This window comes from Sinorhizobium sp. 7-81 (assembly GCF_030124405.1).
GTDB classification, from domain to species: domain Bacteria; phylum Pseudomonadota; class Alphaproteobacteria; order Rhizobiales; family Rhizobiaceae; genus Sinorhizobium; species Sinorhizobium psoraleae.
In genome coordinates, this window is the sequence record NZ_JASKLT010000001.1 from 1275053 (window position 1) to 1291646 (window position 16594).

At 61.3% G+C, this 16594-nt stretch carries 18 protein-coding genes; 14 read left to right on the forward strand and 4 right to left on the reverse strand.

Annotation, left to right across the window (positions count from 1 at the left end):
• Positions 1-51: 51 nt before the first annotated feature.
• From QN224_RS06110 to QN224_RS06140, 7 genes are all read left to right on the forward strand, one after another.
• Complete coding sequence (locus QN224_RS06110) at positions 52-489, forward strand: DUF6163 family protein (RefSeq protein ID WP_283975929.1); 438 nt, start codon at positions 52-54, stop codon at positions 487-489.
• A gap of 130 nt (positions 490-619) precedes the next feature.
• Positions 620-1132 carry a transcriptional regulator LdtR gene (locus QN224_RS06115; protein WP_136504221.1) on the forward strand — a complete coding sequence of 171 codons (513 nt, stop codon included), beginning with the start codon at positions 620-622 and terminating at the stop codon, positions 1130-1132.
• 472 nt (positions 1133-1604) lie between these two features.
• Positions 1605-2930 (forward strand): murein L,D-transpeptidase, encoded by a 1326-nt coding sequence (locus QN224_RS06120; protein ID WP_283975930.1) that lies wholly within the window; start codon positions 1605-1607, stop codon positions 2928-2930.
• A 183-nt stretch (positions 2931-3113) separates the two neighbouring features.
• The gene (gene glyA, locus QN224_RS06125) at positions 3114-4409 is read left to right on the forward strand and encodes a serine hydroxymethyltransferase (RefSeq protein WP_173510322.1); all 1296 of its coding nucleotides are present in this window, start codon (positions 3114-3116) and stop codon (positions 4407-4409) included.
• 12 nt (positions 4410-4421) lie between these two features.
• Positions 4422-4895, forward strand: coding sequence for a transcriptional regulator NrdR (nrdR, locus tag QN224_RS06130; RefSeq protein ID WP_003529310.1), 474 nt, complete (start codon positions 4422-4424; stop codon positions 4893-4895).
• 18 nt (positions 4896-4913) lie between these two features.
• A complete protein-coding gene (ribD, locus tag QN224_RS06135) occupies positions 4914-6002 on the forward strand; it encodes a bifunctional diaminohydroxyphosphoribosylaminopyrimidine deaminase/5-amino-6-(5-phosphoribosylamino)uracil reductase RibD (protein ID WP_283975931.1) in 1089 nt (362 codons plus the stop codon).
• Complete coding sequence (locus QN224_RS06140; protein WP_283975932.1) at positions 6002-6622, forward strand: riboflavin synthase; 621 nt, start codon at positions 6002-6004, stop codon at positions 6620-6622. The genes ribD and QN224_RS06140 overlap by 1 nt, the downstream gene beginning before the upstream one ends.
• Before the next feature lie 62 nt (positions 6623-6684).
• On the opposite strand, the gene QN224_RS06145 is transcribed toward QN224_RS06140, so the two are convergent.
• From QN224_RS06145 to QN224_RS06155, 3 genes are all read right to left on the reverse strand, one after another.
• On the reverse strand, positions 6685-7035 hold the full coding sequence (locus tag QN224_RS06145; RefSeq protein WP_283975933.1) for a hypothetical protein: 351 nt from the start codon (positions 7033-7035) through the stop codon (positions 6685-6687).
• A 274-nt stretch (positions 7036-7309) separates the two neighbouring features.
• Complete coding sequence (locus QN224_RS06150; RefSeq protein ID WP_173510318.1) at positions 7310-7846, reverse strand: GNAT family N-acetyltransferase; 537 nt, start codon at positions 7844-7846, stop codon at positions 7310-7312.
• Between the two features lie 36 nt (positions 7847-7882).
• Positions 7883-8386 (reverse strand): cupin domain-containing protein, encoded by a 504-nt coding sequence (locus QN224_RS06155; RefSeq protein ID WP_283975934.1) that lies wholly within the window; start codon positions 8384-8386, stop codon positions 7883-7885.
• Positions 8387-8750: 364 nt separating this feature from the next.
• Between QN224_RS06155 and ribH the strand changes: the two genes are divergently transcribed.
• The 4 genes from ribH to QN224_RS06175 all read left to right on the forward strand — a co-directional run bounded on the left by ribH (position 8751) and on the right by QN224_RS06175 (position 13369).
• Complete coding sequence (gene ribH / locus QN224_RS06160) at positions 8751-9212, forward strand: 6,7-dimethyl-8-ribityllumazine synthase (protein WP_283975935.1); 462 nt, start codon at positions 8751-8753, stop codon at positions 9210-9212.
• On the forward strand, positions 9209-9688 hold the full coding sequence (gene nusB, locus QN224_RS06165) for a transcription antitermination factor NusB (RefSeq protein WP_173510315.1): 480 nt from the start codon (positions 9209-9211) through the stop codon (positions 9686-9688). The genes ribH and nusB overlap by 4 nt, the downstream gene beginning before the upstream one ends.
• Positions 9689-9693: 5 nt before the next feature.
• Entirely contained in the window at positions 9694-10947 is a 1254-nt protein-coding gene (locus tag QN224_RS06170) for an MFS transporter (protein ID WP_283975936.1), read from the forward strand.
• Between the two features lie 286 nt (positions 10948-11233).
• Positions 11234-13369 carry a sodium-translocating pyrophosphatase gene (locus tag QN224_RS06175; RefSeq protein ID WP_283975937.1) on the forward strand — a complete coding sequence of 712 codons (2136 nt, stop codon included), beginning with the start codon at positions 11234-11236 and terminating at the stop codon, positions 13367-13369.
• A gap of 156 nt (positions 13370-13525) precedes the next feature.
• On the opposite strand, the gene QN224_RS06180 is transcribed toward QN224_RS06175, so the two are convergent.
• Positions 13526-14035, reverse strand: coding sequence for an outer membrane protein assembly factor BamE (locus tag QN224_RS06180; protein ID WP_173510313.1), 510 nt, complete (start codon positions 14033-14035; stop codon positions 13526-13528).
• A gap of 136 nt (positions 14036-14171) precedes the next feature.
• Here QN224_RS06180 and QN224_RS06185 point away from each other — a divergent pair, with 136 nt between their 5' ends.
• From QN224_RS06185 to plsX, 3 genes are all read left to right on the forward strand, one after another.
• Complete coding sequence (locus QN224_RS06185; RefSeq protein ID WP_283976105.1) at positions 14172-14708, forward strand: ubiquinol-cytochrome C chaperone family protein; 537 nt, start codon at positions 14172-14174, stop codon at positions 14706-14708.
• Between the two features lie 82 nt (positions 14709-14790).
• Positions 14791-15342, forward strand: a complete 552-nt coding sequence (locus tag QN224_RS06190; protein WP_283975938.1) for a DUF177 domain-containing protein — start codon at positions 14791-14793, stop codon at positions 15340-15342.
• Between the two features lie 199 nt (positions 15343-15541).
• Positions 15542-16585, forward strand: coding sequence for a phosphate acyltransferase PlsX (plsX, locus tag QN224_RS06195; protein ID WP_173510311.1), 1044 nt, complete (start codon positions 15542-15544; stop codon positions 16583-16585).
• Positions 16586-16594 lie beyond the last annotated feature (9 nt).

The following is a 16594-nucleotide window of genomic DNA, read 5'->3' on the forward strand; positions in this document are numbered from 1 at the left end:
TTCCGCCGTTCGTGCTGGTGGATTACCGGCGCCCAGCCTATGTTGCCGCGCATGCTTCACGATTCTGCTCATGTGCCGAAGCCGTCGCTGACCGAAGTGCTCTTCGGCTGGTTCCTGCGCCTTGTTTCCGCGTCCTGCTTCTGGTTCGCGTTGAACTATTGGGCGATGCTCATCGGCTTTTCCCATGGCGGCGCTGGCCGTTTCGATCTCTTGCCGCCGGAGTGGCGCGCCGCGGCGACGGCGCTCGCCGTCGTCTATCCCGTCGCCGCGATCGGTCTCTGGCTTCTGGTCTCCTGGGGACCCGTCGTCTGGGTCGTCGCCGCGGCGATCGAGATCGCCGTGCACGAGTTCTACCCCGGCATCTTCGGCGCGCGGCCGCTGCTTTTCGTGCTGCACGGGGCTGTCGCCGTGACTTTCGTTCTCTTCCGTGCCGCGCTCTTCTATCAGCGGCTGCGCCAGGCAAGGAAGGTAAGGGTTGATTCACCCTGAGACAGGCTCGCTCGATGGTAAGTTCATGTTAAGGCTGCGGTTTAAGTAGAATTTTATACGTATTCGATAGGGTCTCACTCAAGGCGGGAAGACAAACAGACACCGCCAAACAAAACAGTGAGGCAGTCAAATGAACACGAAAATGAAGCCGCAGGCAGTTGCGCCCCGAGACCCGCAGGAAGAAACCATCCGTGGTCTCTACATGGAATCCCTTCACCTGGTCGAGCGTCTGCATCGCCGTCTGCTCGATGTCATCAAGGACGAGTTCGACCGTCAGGGCCGCAGCGACGTCAACGCCGTCCAGGCGCTGTTGCTCTTCAACATCGGCAACTCCGAACTGACCGCCGGAGAGCTCCGCTCGCGTGGCTATTATCTCGGCTCGAACGTTTCCTACAACGTCAAGAAGCTGGTCGATCTCGGTCTCATCAACCACCAGCGCTCCCGCGTCGATCGCCGCTCGGTCCGCATCAGCCTGACCGAAGAAGGCCAGGAAATCGCCGAAACGGTCGCCAAGCTCTACGAGCGTCACATCGGCTCGATCCAGAAGGTCGGCGGCATTGGCTCCGACGAATTCACCCAGATGAACAAGCTCCTGCAGCGTCTCGATCGCTTCTGGAACGATCAGATCCTCTACCGCCTCTGATCGGATAGCAGCCTCCAGTTCAAGGGTCGGGCGCAATCCCTGCGTGTCCGACCTTTGCTGCATTCTGGCTTCCCGGCTACCGCCGAAAACACTGCCATTAGACGCGAGTTGGCCGCGGTCGACGATCGTATGAAAATCGCGAGACACGAATTGGCCATATTGCTGTGGGAGCGACGCTTTGTTGCTGCAGGTGTGCTCTCGCATTTACGACGGGGATTCGTTTCGCGTTCCGCCTGCCGGTTAGATGCTTCGCTCGCACTTACGTGAAGCGACGTGAGAGCGGGGTGGCACGGGGGTTAACCTTTGTTAACCACGTTTGTGCTACTGCATGCTTCCTTGAATCGTAGCCGGTTCAAGGACGAAAACATGCAGCAGTTCAAAGTGCTACAGCGTCCTTAAAGCGTCTGATAAGACGCTAGGCGCTCTAGGGCTAGGGCAGCGCGCCCATCGGCGCATTGAGGTGGTAGGGACTATGTCGAAAAAGAACGGAATTGATGCTTTCTCGCGCCGTGCATTTCTGCGTTCGGCCGCAACGCTCAGTGCTGCTGCATGGGCCGGTGCCGCGAGCGCCCAGGATGCTCTGAACGAGATCATCAATTCACCGCGCCGTGGCTCCTGGGACGATCAGTTCGATGCCAAGGCGTCGCGTACGGCGACGGCGGTTCTTTCCAATACGCCGGTCTTCGGACCCGAAACGATCGGCCATCTCCAGCAGGCGATCTACGATTACCAGCAGATCGTCGCCTCCGGCGGCTGGCCGATGGTCACGACCTCGGTGAAGCTGGAACTGGGCGTCACCGATCCTTCCGTTCAGCAGCTGCGCCAGCGCCTGATGGTTTCCGGCGACCTGCCGCGCTCGGCGGGCATTTCTTCGTCCTTCGATTCCTACGTCGACGGAGCGGTCAAGCGCTTCCAGGCGCGCCACGGCCTGCCGGCCGATGGCGTCATCGGCGAATATACGCTGAAGGCGCTGAACGTCGACGCCACGACACGCCTGGGCCAACTTGAAACCAATCTTGTCCGCCTCCAGTCTATGTCCGGCGATCTCGGTCGCCGCTATGTGATGGTCAACATTCCAGCCGCCTACATCGAGGCGGTTGAGAACGGCCGCGTCGTGCTGCGCCACACGGCAATCGTCGGCAAGATCGACCGCCAGTCGCCGATCCTGAATTCGAAGATCTATGAGGTCATCCTCAATCCGTACTGGACCGCACCGCGCTCGATCGTCCAGAAGGACATCATGCCGCTGATGCGCAAGGATCCGACCTATCTCGAGCGCAATGCGATCCGTCTCTTCGACGGCAGCGGCAATGAGGTTTCGCCAGAGACGGTGGACTGGAACGCCGAGAAGGCGCCGAACCTGATGTTCCGGCAGGACCCCGGCAAGATCAACGCGATGTCCTCGACGAAGATCAACTTCCACAATGAGCATGCAGTTTACATGCACGACACGCCGCAGCAGGGCCTGTTCAACAAGCTGATGCGTTTCGAATCATCGGGCTGCGTGCGCGTCCAGAACGTGCGCGACCTCTCGACCTGGCTGCTGAAGGAAACGCCGGGGTGGTCCCGTCAGCAGATGGAAGCGACGATCAAGTCGGGCGTCAACACGCCGATCAAGCTTGCGGAAGAGGTCCCTGTTTACTTCACCTATGTCACCGCCTGGTCGGCAAAGGACCGTGTCGTTCAGTTCCGCGACGACATTTATCAGCGCGACGGTGCCGCCGAACTCGCGCTCCAGACCACGACGGGAATCGAACAGCCGGCGGGCTCCATCGAACAGGACGCCTTGCCGCAATAAGCAAACTCCCGATTTCACCGATCAAGGCCGCGCATCCGAACGGAGCGCGGCTTTTTTCTTGGCATCCGCGCTTGGTTCTTCGGCGCGGCGGATCGTGGAAATGGCGCAAACCGCACAGCGGATATTGCTCTCCGCGTGCGAGGAAGCTAAAGAACGACCACCTTTGAGAGGAGCCTCGAGCCGATGCTTGCACAAACCAATGACGCCTTCTTCACACGCTCTCTCGCGGAAAGCGATCCGGAGATCTTCGGTGCGATTGAGAAGGAGCTGGGGCGCCAGCGCCACGAGATCGAGCTGATCGCCTCCGAGAACATCGTTTCGCGGGCAGTCCTCGAAGCCCAAGGCTCGATCATGACGAACAAATATGCCGAGGGCTATCCGGGCAAGCGCTACTACGGCGGCTGCCAGTTCGTCGACATCGCCGAAGAACTGGCGATCGAACGCGCCAAGAAGCTCTTCGGCGTCAACTTTGCCAACGTCCAGCCGAACTCCGGCTCGCAGATGAACCAGGCGGTTTTCCTGGCGCTGCTGCAGCCGGGCGACACCTTCATGGGCCTTGACCTCAATTCCGGTGGTCACCTGACCCACGGCTCGCCGGTGAACATGTCCGGCAAGTGGTTCAACGTCATTTCCTACGGGGTGCGCGCGGACGATCACCTGCTCGACATGGACGATGTCGCCGAGAAGGCCCGCAAGCACAAGCCGAAGCTCATCATCGCCGGCGGCACCGCCTATTCGCGCATCTGGGACTGGAAGCGCTTCCGCGAGATCGCCGATGAAGTCGGCGCCTGGCTGATGGTCGACATGGCCCATATCGCCGGTCTGGTTGCCGGCGGTCAGCATCCCTCTCCGTTCCCGCATTGCCACGTCGCGACGACGACGACGCACAAATCGCTGCGCGGTCCGCGCGGCGGCATGGTGCTGACGAACGACGAGGAGATCGCGAAGAAGATCAATTCCGCCGTCTTCCCAGGTCTCCAGGGCGGCCCGCTGATGCACGTGATCGCGGCCAAGGCCGTCGCGTTCGGCGAAGCGCTGCAGCCCTCCTTCAAGGAATATACGGCCCAGATCGTCAAGAATGCCCGTACTCTCGCCGAAACGCTGAAGGCGAACGGCCTCGATATCGTTTCGGGCGGTACGGACAATCACCTGATGCTCGTCGACCTGCGCAAGAAGAACGCCACCGGCAAACGAGCCGAGGCCGCTCTTGGCCGCGCCTATATCACCTGCAACAAGAACGGCATTCCCTTCGATCCGGAAAAGCCTTTCGTCACCTCGGGCGTCCGCCTCGGTGCACCGGCTGGCACGACTCGCGGCTTCAAGGAGGCGGAATTCAAGGAAATCGGCGAATTGATCGTCGAGGTGCTTGACGGCCTCAAGGTCGCCAATTCCGACGAAGGCAATGCTGCCGTCGAAGCGGGCGTTCGCGAGAAGGTGATCAAGCTCACCGATCGGTTCCCGATGTACAGCTACATGTGATCGGACGGCTGCATGCGCTGCCCCTATTGCGGTTCCGAAGACAGCCAGGTGAAGGATTCCCGTCCGGCAGAGGACGGGAATGCCATTCGTCGTCGCCGCATCTGCCCGGATTGTGGCGGCCGCTTCACGACCTTCGAGCGGGTGCAGCTGCGTGAGCTGATGATCATCAAGAAAACCGGTCGGAAGGTGCCTTTCGACCGGGACAAGTTGCTGCGTTCGTTCGAGATCGCGTTGCGTAAGCGTCCGGTCGATCGCGATCGCATCGAGCGGGCGGTGTCGGGCATCGTCCGCCGGCTCGAAAGCTCCGGCGAAACGGAAATCCCTTCAGAAGAAATCGGCCTCCAGGTGCTCGAGGCCCTGAAGAGTCTCGACGATGTCGCCTTCGTTCGCTACGCATCGGTCTATCGCGATTTCTCGCACGCGGAAGATTTCGAAAAAGTCATCGCTGAGATCAGCGCCAAGATCGCGCGCGATCCCGGCGAATAGGCCCAAGCGGAGCGAAGCATGACGGCGCCGACCCGCGAGGACGAGAGGTTCATGGCGGCGGGGCTGCGCCTCGCCCGGCACAATCTCGGCCTGACATCGACGAATCCGTCAGTCGCCTGCATCATCGTCAAGGACGGAACGATCGTAGGGCGGGCCGTAACGGCGCCTGGGGGACGCCCGCATGCCGAGACGCAGGCGCTTGCCGAAGCCGGAGAAAGGGCGAGGGGAGCAACCGCCTATGTCACGCTCGAGCCCTGTTCGCATCACGGCAAGACGCCCCCCTGCGCCGATGCCTTGATTGCCTCCGGTGTCGCCCGCGTCGTCATTTCGATCCTCGACCCGGACGAGCGTGTTGCCGGACGCGGCGTGGTCATGCTGCGCGACGCCGGCATCGCCGTTGACATCGGTACGCTCCATCGCGACGGCGAACGGGCGCTTGACGCCTATCTGACGCGTCAGCGCAGCAAACGACCGTATGTGACTCTGAAGCTTGCGGTTTCCCAGGATGGAATGATCGGCCGCGCGGGAGAGGGCCAGGTTCGGATAACCGGGCCGATTTCTCGTGCGCAGGTACAGGTGCTTCGCGCAGAGACGGACGCGATATTGGTCGGCATTGGCACGGCGACAGCGGATGATCCGGAGTTGACCGTGCGCTTGCCGGGATTGGAGGACCGGTCTCCGGTTCGCATCGTTCTCGACCGCCGTCTCGATCTGCCGGTCGGCTCGAAACTCGTCGGTTCGGCGCAAGATGTTCCAGTGATCGCTGTGGCAGACGCAAGGCAGGATTCGGGCGTCGACAGCCGCCGCGCAGCGCTCGAAGCCGCTGGCGTCGAAGTGCTGAACACCGACAATATCCCCGATCTTTTGACGGCGCTCGCCTCGCGCGGCATCTCCTCGCTGCTGGTGGAGGGTGGTGCGCGCACGGCTCGGGCGTTTCTTGAAGCCAACTTTGTTGATCGGATACTGCTTTTCACTGGTCCGATCACCATTGGCAAAGGTGGCATCCGATCCCCATTTGAGCGGGAGTCCATTCCGACCGGATTCACGCTTCGACGGACGGCGCGCTATGGCGACGATATCTTCGAGGATTACGAGAGAGACATCTGATGTTCACAGGGATTGTTACCGATATCGGCACCGTTGAAGCGGTCACGCCACTGAAGGAAGGCATCAAGCTCCGCATTGCCACCAATTACGACCCGAAGACGATCGACCTCGGCGCTTCGATTGCCCATTCAGGAGTATGCCTGACGGTCACCGCGCTGCCGGAGGCAGGGAGCAATGCACGGTGGTTCGAAGTCGAGGCATGGGAAGAGGCGCTCAGGCTCACGACGATCGCCTGGTGGCAAAAGGGCACGCGCATCAATCTGGAGCGTTCCCTGAAGATCGGCGACGAGCTCGGCGGTCATCTCGTGTCCGGCCATGTGGATGACAGAGCGGAAGTCCTTTCCGTCGAGCCGGAAGGCGATGCGGTCCGCTTCCGGCTCCGCGCGCCGGAACATCTTGCCAGGTTCGTGGCGCCCAAGGGTTCGGTTGCCCTCGACGGAACCTCGCTGACGGTCAACAAGGTGGATGGCGCCGAGTTCGACGTGCTCCTGATCCGTCATTCGCTCGAAGTCACCACCTGGGGCGATCGGCGCGCTGGCGATCTCGTCAACTTCGAGGTCGATACGATGGCGCGTTATGCCGCGCGGCTCGCAGAGTTTCCCGTACCCAAGGCGGAATAACGACAGCAGAAATGGATCCGCCCCCGACAAGCGGGGGCGGACGCAGTTGTTAGGGTAAGGTTTCAACGCACATAGAGCGTGAGACTACCGTCGGATGCCTGCGCTGCGCCTGCGATGTTGTCCATCTCGACATCGCGTGCCTTCAGCTTAGCGGCGAGCGCCCTGTTGGCACCGACGGCGGCATGGAGGTCTGCCAGTTGCTGCGGCGTTTCCGCGTCGATCCGGGCGCGGGTCTCGTTCATACGGTTCAGCGTGTCCGCATCGACGATCCTGAAGTTATCGCCCCTGAAGTTCCGAACTGTCTCGTCGATCTCCCTCGGCCAGTTCATTTCGACGCCGGCTGCGTGGGAGATGCCGCTGAAACTCAAGGCGGAGAGGGTGGCGATGACGGAAATTTTCGCAAAGCGGTTCATTGTCATGCTCCTTTGATTCCCGCGGGGCTGCGGCGCGCGTTCGACGAGCCGAGCTGCCCCGGGATGGCCAGCACCGATCCTTTGCGGGCGAGGTCACCCGCAGCGAAAAGCACTGGATTGTTTCGACTGGTTGAGGCGGCGGTCCCGTCGCGCGACCGGGAGTTACGTCGTTTCAACAGTGACAAATTGGGCCGGAATCTGGCCCTTTCAAAGGCGTAACCATCTGTAAAATAATTAAAATTTGTTCATGTTCGTGGGGCAGCGCAAACGCCGCCTATGCCGCGGACTTCTGGTGCCGTTCGAACAGGATGACATGATTGCCGTGATAGGTAGTGCGCCAGAATTCGGTAAAGCCGTGCTTGGCCGCGACGCGGATTGATGCCTGGTTGCCAATGTCGATGATGCAGGTCTTCCTCAAGGCCGGAAATTGTCGGTCGGCCCAGGCAAGGGCGGCGGTCACGGCTTCCGTCGCCAGGCCCCGGCCATGGGTTCTGGGGGAAAGCGCCCAGCCCATTTCCATTGTGCCTTCGAGCGAGGGCGTGATTGTCCGATGCGCGTCGTGGAAGCCGGCTTCGCCGATGAAAGCCCGGGTTTCCTTGTCCTGGATCGCAAAGAAGCCGAAGCCGAAATAGTGCCACATGCCGACCTGGCGCAGGAAGCGTGTCCAGGACTGCTCGCGCGAATAGGGGACGCCGCCAATGAAGCGCGTAACCTCCTCGTCGGCGAACAGAGCGGTGTAGGCGGGAAAGTCGTCGCGCCGGTAGGGGCGTAGCAGAAGTCGTTTGGTTTCGATGGTGGGAACGCTGTGCATTTTCCGATCCAGATTGTTCTTGTTGGGGAGTAAAAATCAGGTGCCCGGTTCGCCATCCCAGTAGTCGGTTGCGGATGCGCGGCGACCGATGAACCGGAATGAAGCCTTTGGCGAGCCCGGTCGCCGCGTCTTTGCCAGGAACTTGCCGGAATCGGGATATTCGCAGATCTCCGTGGCGGCCATTGTCGAGATGGAGAGATATTTGAGCGGCGTCGTTCCTGTATTGATCAGATGATGCGCGGTTTCAGGCCCACCGGCGGGTGCGCCGAGCACGTCGCCTGGGCCGACCTTGTAGCGTTCGTTGCCGAAGCGGTATGTTCCTTCACCCTCCAGGATGACAAACAGCTCCTCCTCCACATGATGGTTGTGAAACGGGCAGCCGGATTTGCCGGGCGGCACCTCGCCGTAGCCGACGCCGAGATCCATGAGGCCGAGAAGAGCGCCGAAGGAAACGTCGCTCGACTCGAAGAACGAGCCCTGCTGCCAATGCTCGAGTTCGAGCTTCTTAATGTTGACGATCGGCTTTTGCGCTTCCGTCATCGCGTTCCTCCCAATCTTCGCGACGCCCATCCCGACGTCGCCGTTGCCACGGTCGGATAAACCGGGGACAGCTCCGCCTTGCAGAACCGACGCTACTGCACCTAAGGTTTAGGCGCAATGAGAGCTGTTGCAAGCAAATACCGCTCTGCTGACCTGTGTTTTTAGCAGGTCCGCACCCGGCCACAACGGCGTCGGGTTCGACAGCATCCTTGTCGCATCCGGGCGGGGAACTTGCACTGTGACGGACATCGGCGCGGCAAATGGCCTCCGGCTGGCGGAATTTGCTTGCCAATCCGCGTCCGGCATGGTTTGACCGCCGCCTGCGCCGGTCAGTCCGGCCCCAAGTTTTCAAGACAGGTGATCCATGGCGAAGACCAAGTCCGCCCACATTCTGATTGTGGAAGCGCGCTTCTATGATGATATGGCCGACGCATTGCTTGACGGTGCGAAGCACGCGCTCGATGCAGCCGGCGCGACTTATGATATTGTGACGGTCCCGGGGGCTTTGGAAATTCCCGCGGCGATCGCCATGGCGCTTGACGGCGCCGATGAGGGCGGCACCGAATATGACGGTTTCGTCGCGCTCGGCATGGTTATCCGCGGCGAGACCTACCATTTCGACATCGTCGCGAACGAATCCTCGCGCGCCCTTATGGACCTCGCCGTCAGCGAAAGACTTGCGCTCGGCAACGGTATTCTGACCGTCGAGAACGATGACCAGGCATGGGCGCGCGCCCGCCGGTCGGAAGGCGACAAGGGTGGTTTCGCCGCGCGCGCGGCGCTGACCATGATCGAACTGAAGAAGAAACTGGGCGTAGAAAAGTGACGAAGACTCCCTCGGATCAGCCGCTGAAGCAGGTCAACCAGCGGGGTGCCGCGCGCCTCGCAGCCGTCCAGGCGCTTTATCAGATGGATATCGGCGGCACCGGTGTGCTGGAGATCGTCGCCGAATACGAAGCGCATCGGCTGGGTCAGGAACTGGACGGCGAGACCTACCTGAAGGCGGACGCCTCGTGGTTTCGTTCGATCGTTTCGGGTGTCGTGCGCGACCAGCGTATGCTTGACCCGCTGATCGGCGCCGCCCTTCAGGATGACTGGGCACTGTCGAGGCTCGATTCCACGGTGCGCGCGATCCTGCGCGCCGGCACCTTCGAGATGCTCGAGCGTAAGGACGTTCCGGTTCCGGTGATCGTCACCGAGTATGTCGAGATCGCCAAGGCTTTCTTCGAGGACGAGGAGCCCAAGCTCGTCAACGCGGTTCTCGACCGGATCGCCAAGCAGGTCCGCGGGCAGCGGAAATAGCGAAAATGGTGGCAGCGACTGCGGAAGATATGGGAGCGGTTCTCCGCGAGGCACGTCGCAACGTCTTCCTGCTGACCCTTGCGCAAGCGCTGCTCGGTGTTGTCGGGCCTATCAGCTTCGCGGTCGGCGGCATCGCTGGCCACCAGCTTCTCGGCGAAGACAAGTCGCTGGCGACCGCGCCCCTTACCGGCTTCAACGTGGGCTTGGCGCTTGGGGTCGTCCTCGCGGCGACGCTGTCTCGGCTGATCGGCAGACGTTTCGCCTTCATCGCCGGCGCCGCCATCGCCGCGTTCGGCGGGCTGATTGCGGCGGCGGCGCTTTTCCGCGACAGCTTTTGGCTGTTCACGTTCGCTTTGGCCGTTCTCGGCTCCTCCAGCGGCTTCACGCAAAAACTCCGCTTTGCTGCAGCCGACGCGTCGCCTTCCTTCTACAAGCCGAAGGCGATTTCCTGGATATTGGGTGGCGGCGTCATCTCCGCGATACTCGGTCCGCAGATCGTCATCTTCGCGGGCGACTACTTCGCGCCCGTATGGTTTGCCGGCGCCTTCGTCGCGTTGCTGCCGGTTTGCCTTGCGGCCATTGTCTTTTTTGTGCCGCTTCGCCTGCCGGATCTCAGGGGCGTGTCGGATGCGCACGCCGTCTTGCCGGTTCGGCCGCTTCGCGAGATCGTCGGTAGCCAACGGTTCCTGACCGGCATGATCTGCGGCATTTCCGCCTATGCCCTGATGACCTTCATGATGACGGGCGCCCCGGTCGCCATGGTTGTCGGCTGCGGTTTTTCGACCGATCTGGCGACCCTCGGAATACAATGGCATGTGCTGGCGATGTTCGGTCCGAGCTTTGCGACGGGTTGGCTCATCAGCCGCTTCGGCGCCGAGCGTATCGTGGCCTGCGGCTTCCTGCTGCTTCTGGCTTGCGCGGCAGTCGCGCATCTGGGCGTGGCGCTCTGGAACTTCTGGGGGGCGCTGGTCCTCCTCGGGTTCGGCTGGAACTTCGGGTTCATCGGCTCGACCGCGATCATTGCGCAGAGCTATCGGCCGCAAGAGGCGGACAAGGTTCAGGGCTTCCACGATATCGTGCTGTTTTCGACCGTCGCCGGCGCGTCCTTCGCCTCCGGCAAGGTGCTTTCGGCCTATGGATGGGACATGCTCAACGCCGTTGTCTGGCCGGTTGCTGGCACCTGCCTGTTCCTCCTTCTCCTGCTGATGCGCACGACTGCAGCGTCGCGCGTCTCATCAGACTCGCAAAAGACGCTGTAGCACCTTTCAATGACCATGTTTTTATCCTCAAATCGGCGACGATTTAGAGAAACATGCATCGGAGCGCGTTGCCGTCTGACGTCCTGCTTCAGCCGCTTGGCAAAATCTGCCAACTCCTTCCAAACGCCATCACGCCGGTAATTTCAGGGGCTTGACGATCCCTATCCGCGCCCGCACTCTGGCCGCGCCGCGAGGGGTACCGCTTGAGGAGGCGGTGCGCGATTCGCGGTTTTGAGGGGCCTGCGGGAGGGAGTGAGCCTGCGGGTGAAACGGAGGATAGTGCGAAATGACCTTGCTTTTAGGTGTTATCGCATGCGGGTTGCTCGCGGTGGCCTATGCCATCTGGGCGACGCAGTCGGTGCTTGCCGCCGACCAGGGGAATGCCCGCATGCAGGAGATCGCAGGCTTTATCAGAGAGGGGGCGCAGGCTTACCTCACACGTCAATATAGGACCATTGCCATCGTCGGTATCGTTGTCTTCATCGCCGCGTGGTTTCTTCTCTCCGGTGCAGCCGCGATCGGCTTCCTGATCGGCGCGGTGTTGTCGGGCGCGGCCGGGTTCATCGGCATGCACGTTTCTGTCAGGGCCAACGTCCGCACGGCCCAGGCCGCATCGGTCAGCCTTGCCTCCGGTCTCGATATCGCCTTCAAATCGGGCGCGATCACCGGCCTGTTGGTGGCCGGTCTGGCCCTGCTCGGCGTCTCCGTATATTACCTCATCCTGACGGCGGGCTTCGGACACGACCCGGCCTCGCGCGAGGTTATCGATGCGCTCGTGGCGCTCGGTTTCGGGGCATCGCTGATTTCGATCTTCGCCCGTCTCGGCGGCGGCATCTTCACAAAAGGAGCCGACGTTGGCGGCGACCTCGTCGGCAAGGTGGAAGCCGGCATTCCCGAGGACGATCCGCGTAACCCCGCGACCATCGCGGACAATGTCGGCGACAATGTCGGCGACTGCGCAGGGATGGCGGCGGACCTCTTCGAGACTTACGCGGTTTCAGTCGTCGCGACTATGGTGCTTGCATCGATCTTCTTCGCGGGTACGCCGCTGCTCGCCACCGTGATGGTCTATCCGCTGGCGATCTGCGCCGCCTGCATCATCACCTCGATCATCGGCACCTTCTTCGTCAAGCTTGGTACAAATGGCTCGATCATGGGCGCGCTTTATCGGGGCCTGATCGTCACCGGTGCGCTGTCGATCATCGGCCTTGGCGCCGCGACGTCGCTGACGATCGGCTGGGGTTCGATCGGGACCGTCGCGGGCAAGGATGTCACCGGCTGGGGCCTGTTCATCTGCGGTATCCTGGGCCTTGTCGTCACCGCGCTGATCGTCGTCATCACGGAATACTATACCGGCACCAACAAGCGGCCGGTGAACTCGATTGCGCAGGCATCCGTCACCGGCCACGGCACCAACGTGATCCAGGGGCTCGCCGTCTCTCTCGAGTCTACGGCGCTGCCGGCGATCGTCATCGTCGGCGGGATCATCTCCACCTACCAGCTTGCCGGCCTCTTCGGTACCGCCATCGCGGTTACCGCCATGCTCGGCCTCGCCGGCATGATCGTGGCGCTAGACGCCTTCGGCCCGGTCACGGACAATGCCGGCGGTATTGCCGAGATGTCGCATCTGCCACCGGAAGTGCGCAAATCGACCGACGCACTCGATGCTGTCGGAAACACGACCAAGGCCGTAACGAAGGGCTATGCGATCGGCTCTGCGGGTCTTGGCGCCCTGGTGCTCTTCGCTGCCTATTCGAACGACCTTACCTATTTCGCCGCCAATGGCGACAAGCATCCCTATTTCGCCGATGTGGGAACGATCTCGTTTGATCTGTCCAATCCCTATGTCGTCGCCGGCCTGATCTTTGGTGGCCTCATTCCCTATCTTTTCGGCGGGATTGCCATGACGGCCGTCGGCCGCGCTGGCGGCGCCGTCGTCGAGGAGGTGCGCCGGCAGTTCAAGGAAAAGCCGGGCATCATGGAAGGTAAGGACAGGCCCGACTATGGTCGCGCCGTCGACATGCTGACCAAGGCGGCGATCCGCGAGATGATTATTCCATCGCTGCTGCCGGTGCTGGCGCCGATCGTCGTCTATTTCGGCGTGCTGATGCTTTCCGGATCGAAGGCCTCGGCCTTCGCGGCACTTGGAGCGTCACTCCTCGGCGTCATCGTCAACGGCCTTTTCGTAGCCATATCGATGACCTCCGGGGGCGGGGCATGGGACAATGCGAAGAAGAGCTTCGAGGACGGTTTCGTCGATAAGAACGGCACTCGCCATATGAAGGGTTCCGAGGCTCACAAGGCATCGGTCACTGGCGATACGGTCGGCGATCCCTACAAGGATACGGCCGGTCCGGCGGTCAATCCGGCGATCAAGATCACCAATATCGTGGCGTTGCTCTTGCTGGCTGTTCTAGCCTGATCGCGCCTCTTTGAAAACCGAAGGCCCGCGAACCTCGTTCGCGGGCCTTTTTGCGTGTTACCGCTGATTAAGATTATTTCATTGAAACAATGAAATAATTCTTTGAAATGACGCGATTCCGGACGGAGGACCGTTAAACACTTTTCCTGGAATTGTTTAGTTCTTGCCGAAGTCCCGGAAAAGGTTTCGTGCCGCAGCCTGTCCAGCGCCGGGGCCGGACAGGAGCTGGCCAAGGAAGCTCGTTTCCTTGCCGCCGGTCGGCGTCGTGCGCGACAGCATGTCGACGACCTTGCCGTCCTGAAGCGTGTAATGTGCGAGTTGGCTGACGACGCCTTCCTTGTCGAAATAGACGGCGAGGATCGATTGGTCGATGATCTTCGGCTTCATGAAGGCGACGGGCCGCTTGCGCGTCTGGGAGATGTAATAGAAAACCTCGTTGTCGAAGGTCGCGGTCGTTGACGGTGTGCCCAGAGAGAGCAGCACCTGCTCGCGGCTCGATCCGACTGGAACGAGGTTCAGCGTTTCCTGGTCAACGACGTAGCCCTGATGAAGGACCTCGCCGACATTCGCCGTCGTGCAGGCGGCAAGCGTGGTTGCGCAAAGGGAAGCCACGAGCACGGCACGGCCCAGAACATTCAGGTTTGATATCATATACCGCTTCGTCAAGGACTGTTCCCCTGGAGTAACGATGGCAGATCCGCCATTGCAATTCGTGCCTGCTTCGGTAAACCAGCTTCGGCTATCATGCAATAACGTCGTGGGCGCCGCCCACATTTCGAGAAAGCCAGAGCTGGGCTTTGTGATGATTTTGGGACTGTTCAAGAGAAAAGGCGGCAATATTGCGATTGTGGAGCGTCAGTATGCGTTGCTGACCGCAGCCGCGCGCCAGCCGTTTCTGTACACCGACCTCGCTGTGCCCGACACGGTCATGGGCCGCTTCGAGATGTTGTCGGCTATCCTGATTCTCTATTTTCGACGGACACGTGCCTCGGCGCGGACGGGTCAGGAGATCGCTCAGGAAATCGTCGATGCCTTTTTCGAAGACGTCGATCACTCGATCCGCGAACTTGGTGTCGGTGACGCGGGCGTCCCGAAAAAGATGAAGAAGCTAGCTGGCATGTTCTATGGCCGGCTCGAATCTTATGCCGCCGCGCTCGAGCAGGGGGATGGCGGCGCCTTGGCCGACGCGCTTCTGCGCAACTTCCACCCCGACGTCCGCGAAGGGCCGCCGATGGACGGGCTGGCGGCCTATCTTCTGGCGGTCGAAGCGGCTTTGTCCGCAACGCCGGAAGAGGTGGTCGAAGCGGGCCAGTTGCGCATACCGCCGGCTGGAGCGTAATAGACCGGTATTGATGCCGCCCGACGCTCGGCGGCTGCATCCGCGGCTTGGGCGTTCCGATACCGCGAGGAAGGATCCTGTCATGAGAGACGATAGCAAACCGGCGTTCTCCTACCCGGTGAAGGTGGGACATATCTCGGCAAATGCGGTCAGCGTCCATCTTTCGGCCAACGAGGCCGAGCGCCGTGCGCTCGCCAATCTCTGGAATGTCGACGAGGTACTTTCGCTCGACGCTGACCTCCAGATCGCGCGCTGGAAGAAGGACGGAGTGAAGATCAAGGGTGACGTCTCTGCTCGCATTGTCCAGTCCTGTGTCGTGACGCTCGAACCCGTCGAGGCGGACATAAACGAGCCGGTCGAGGCGATTTTCGTACCGGAAGGATCGCGGCTTGCGCGCCAAGCACAAAGCGATGGTGGCGAGATGGTGCTCGATCCGGACGGTCCGGACATTCCCGACACCTTTTCCGGCGACACCATCGATGCGGGCGTCGTCGTCAGCGAACATGTCGCCCTCGCAATAGACCCCTATCCGCGCAAGGAAGGCGTCGTCTTCGGCGAGCGTATCGAAAGCTCCGCAGCGGATGACAAGCGACCGAACCCGTTTGCAGCGCTGAAGGACTGGAAAAAGGATTGAAACGGCGAAAGCCGGGTCTACAATTCGGTTGTCACGCAGACGAAAAGCAGTATTTTGGCCCCGACTCCAGCCGATGGGGCCGATGCGCCGAGACGTCGCATGTTGCCTCAAGCGTCAGAAGGAACAGGGATCGCCCCGCGTGAGACGGATACGCAGGGGCGAGGCGCGTTGCGTGGCAGGAAAAAAGGATAAGACACGCGTGGTCAGAATTTCACTTGACGTGATGGGGGGCGACTATGGTCCTGAAGTCGTTATCCCGGGCGCAGCAAGGGCGCTCGAACGTCACCCGGACATTCGATTCGTCCTGTTCGGCCAGGAAGCGCGATGCGCCGAGCTTCTGGCCAAATATCCGAAGCTGAAGGCAGCGAGCACGTTCAACGATTGCGAAATCGCCGTTGGCATGGACGAGAAGCCCAGCCAGGCGCTCCGGCGCGGACGCGGCAAGTCGAGCATGTGGAAGGCAATCGACGCGATCAATGCCGGCGAGGCGGACGTGGTCGTTTCCGCAGGCAATACCGGCGCGCTGATGGCGATGTCCGTCTTCTGTCTCAGAACCATGCAGGGGATTCAGCGCCCTGCGATCGCCGCCATCTGGCCGACGCTCAAGGGGGAAAGCATCGTCCTCGACGTGGGCGCGACGATTGGCGCGGACGCGCAGCAGCTCATGGATTTCGCCTTGATGGGCGGAGCGATGGCGCGTGCGTTGTTCGAAGTCGAACATCCTTCGGTCGGCCTCCTCAACGTCGGCGTTGAAGAAATCAAGGGCCAGGAAGAGGTCAAGGAGGCCGGGCGGCTCATCCGCGAGGCCAATATCGAGGGTATTGATTACTACGGTTTCGTCGAAGGCGACGATATCGGCCGGGGAACCGTCGATGTCGTCGTCACCGAGGGTTTCTCTGGCAACATCGCCCTGAAGGCGGCCGAAGGAACGGCTCGCCAGATTGCCGAATATCTGCGCGCAGCCATGTCGCGCACACTGCTCGCGAAGATTGGTTACGTATTCGCCAAGGGCGCTTTCGACCGGCTGCGTGAAAAGATGGACCCGCGGAAGGTTAACGGCGGCGTGTTTCTCGGCCTCAATGGCGTTGTCATCAAGAGTCATGGTGGCACGGACGCGGAGGGCTTCGCGGCCGCAATCGATGTCGGCTACGACATGGTAAAGAACGGCCTCAAGGCCAAAATTGAGAGCGACCTGGCGAAATATCACGGCGCGCAGCCGTCCGAAGCCTTCCCGCCGGCATGAATGATGAGG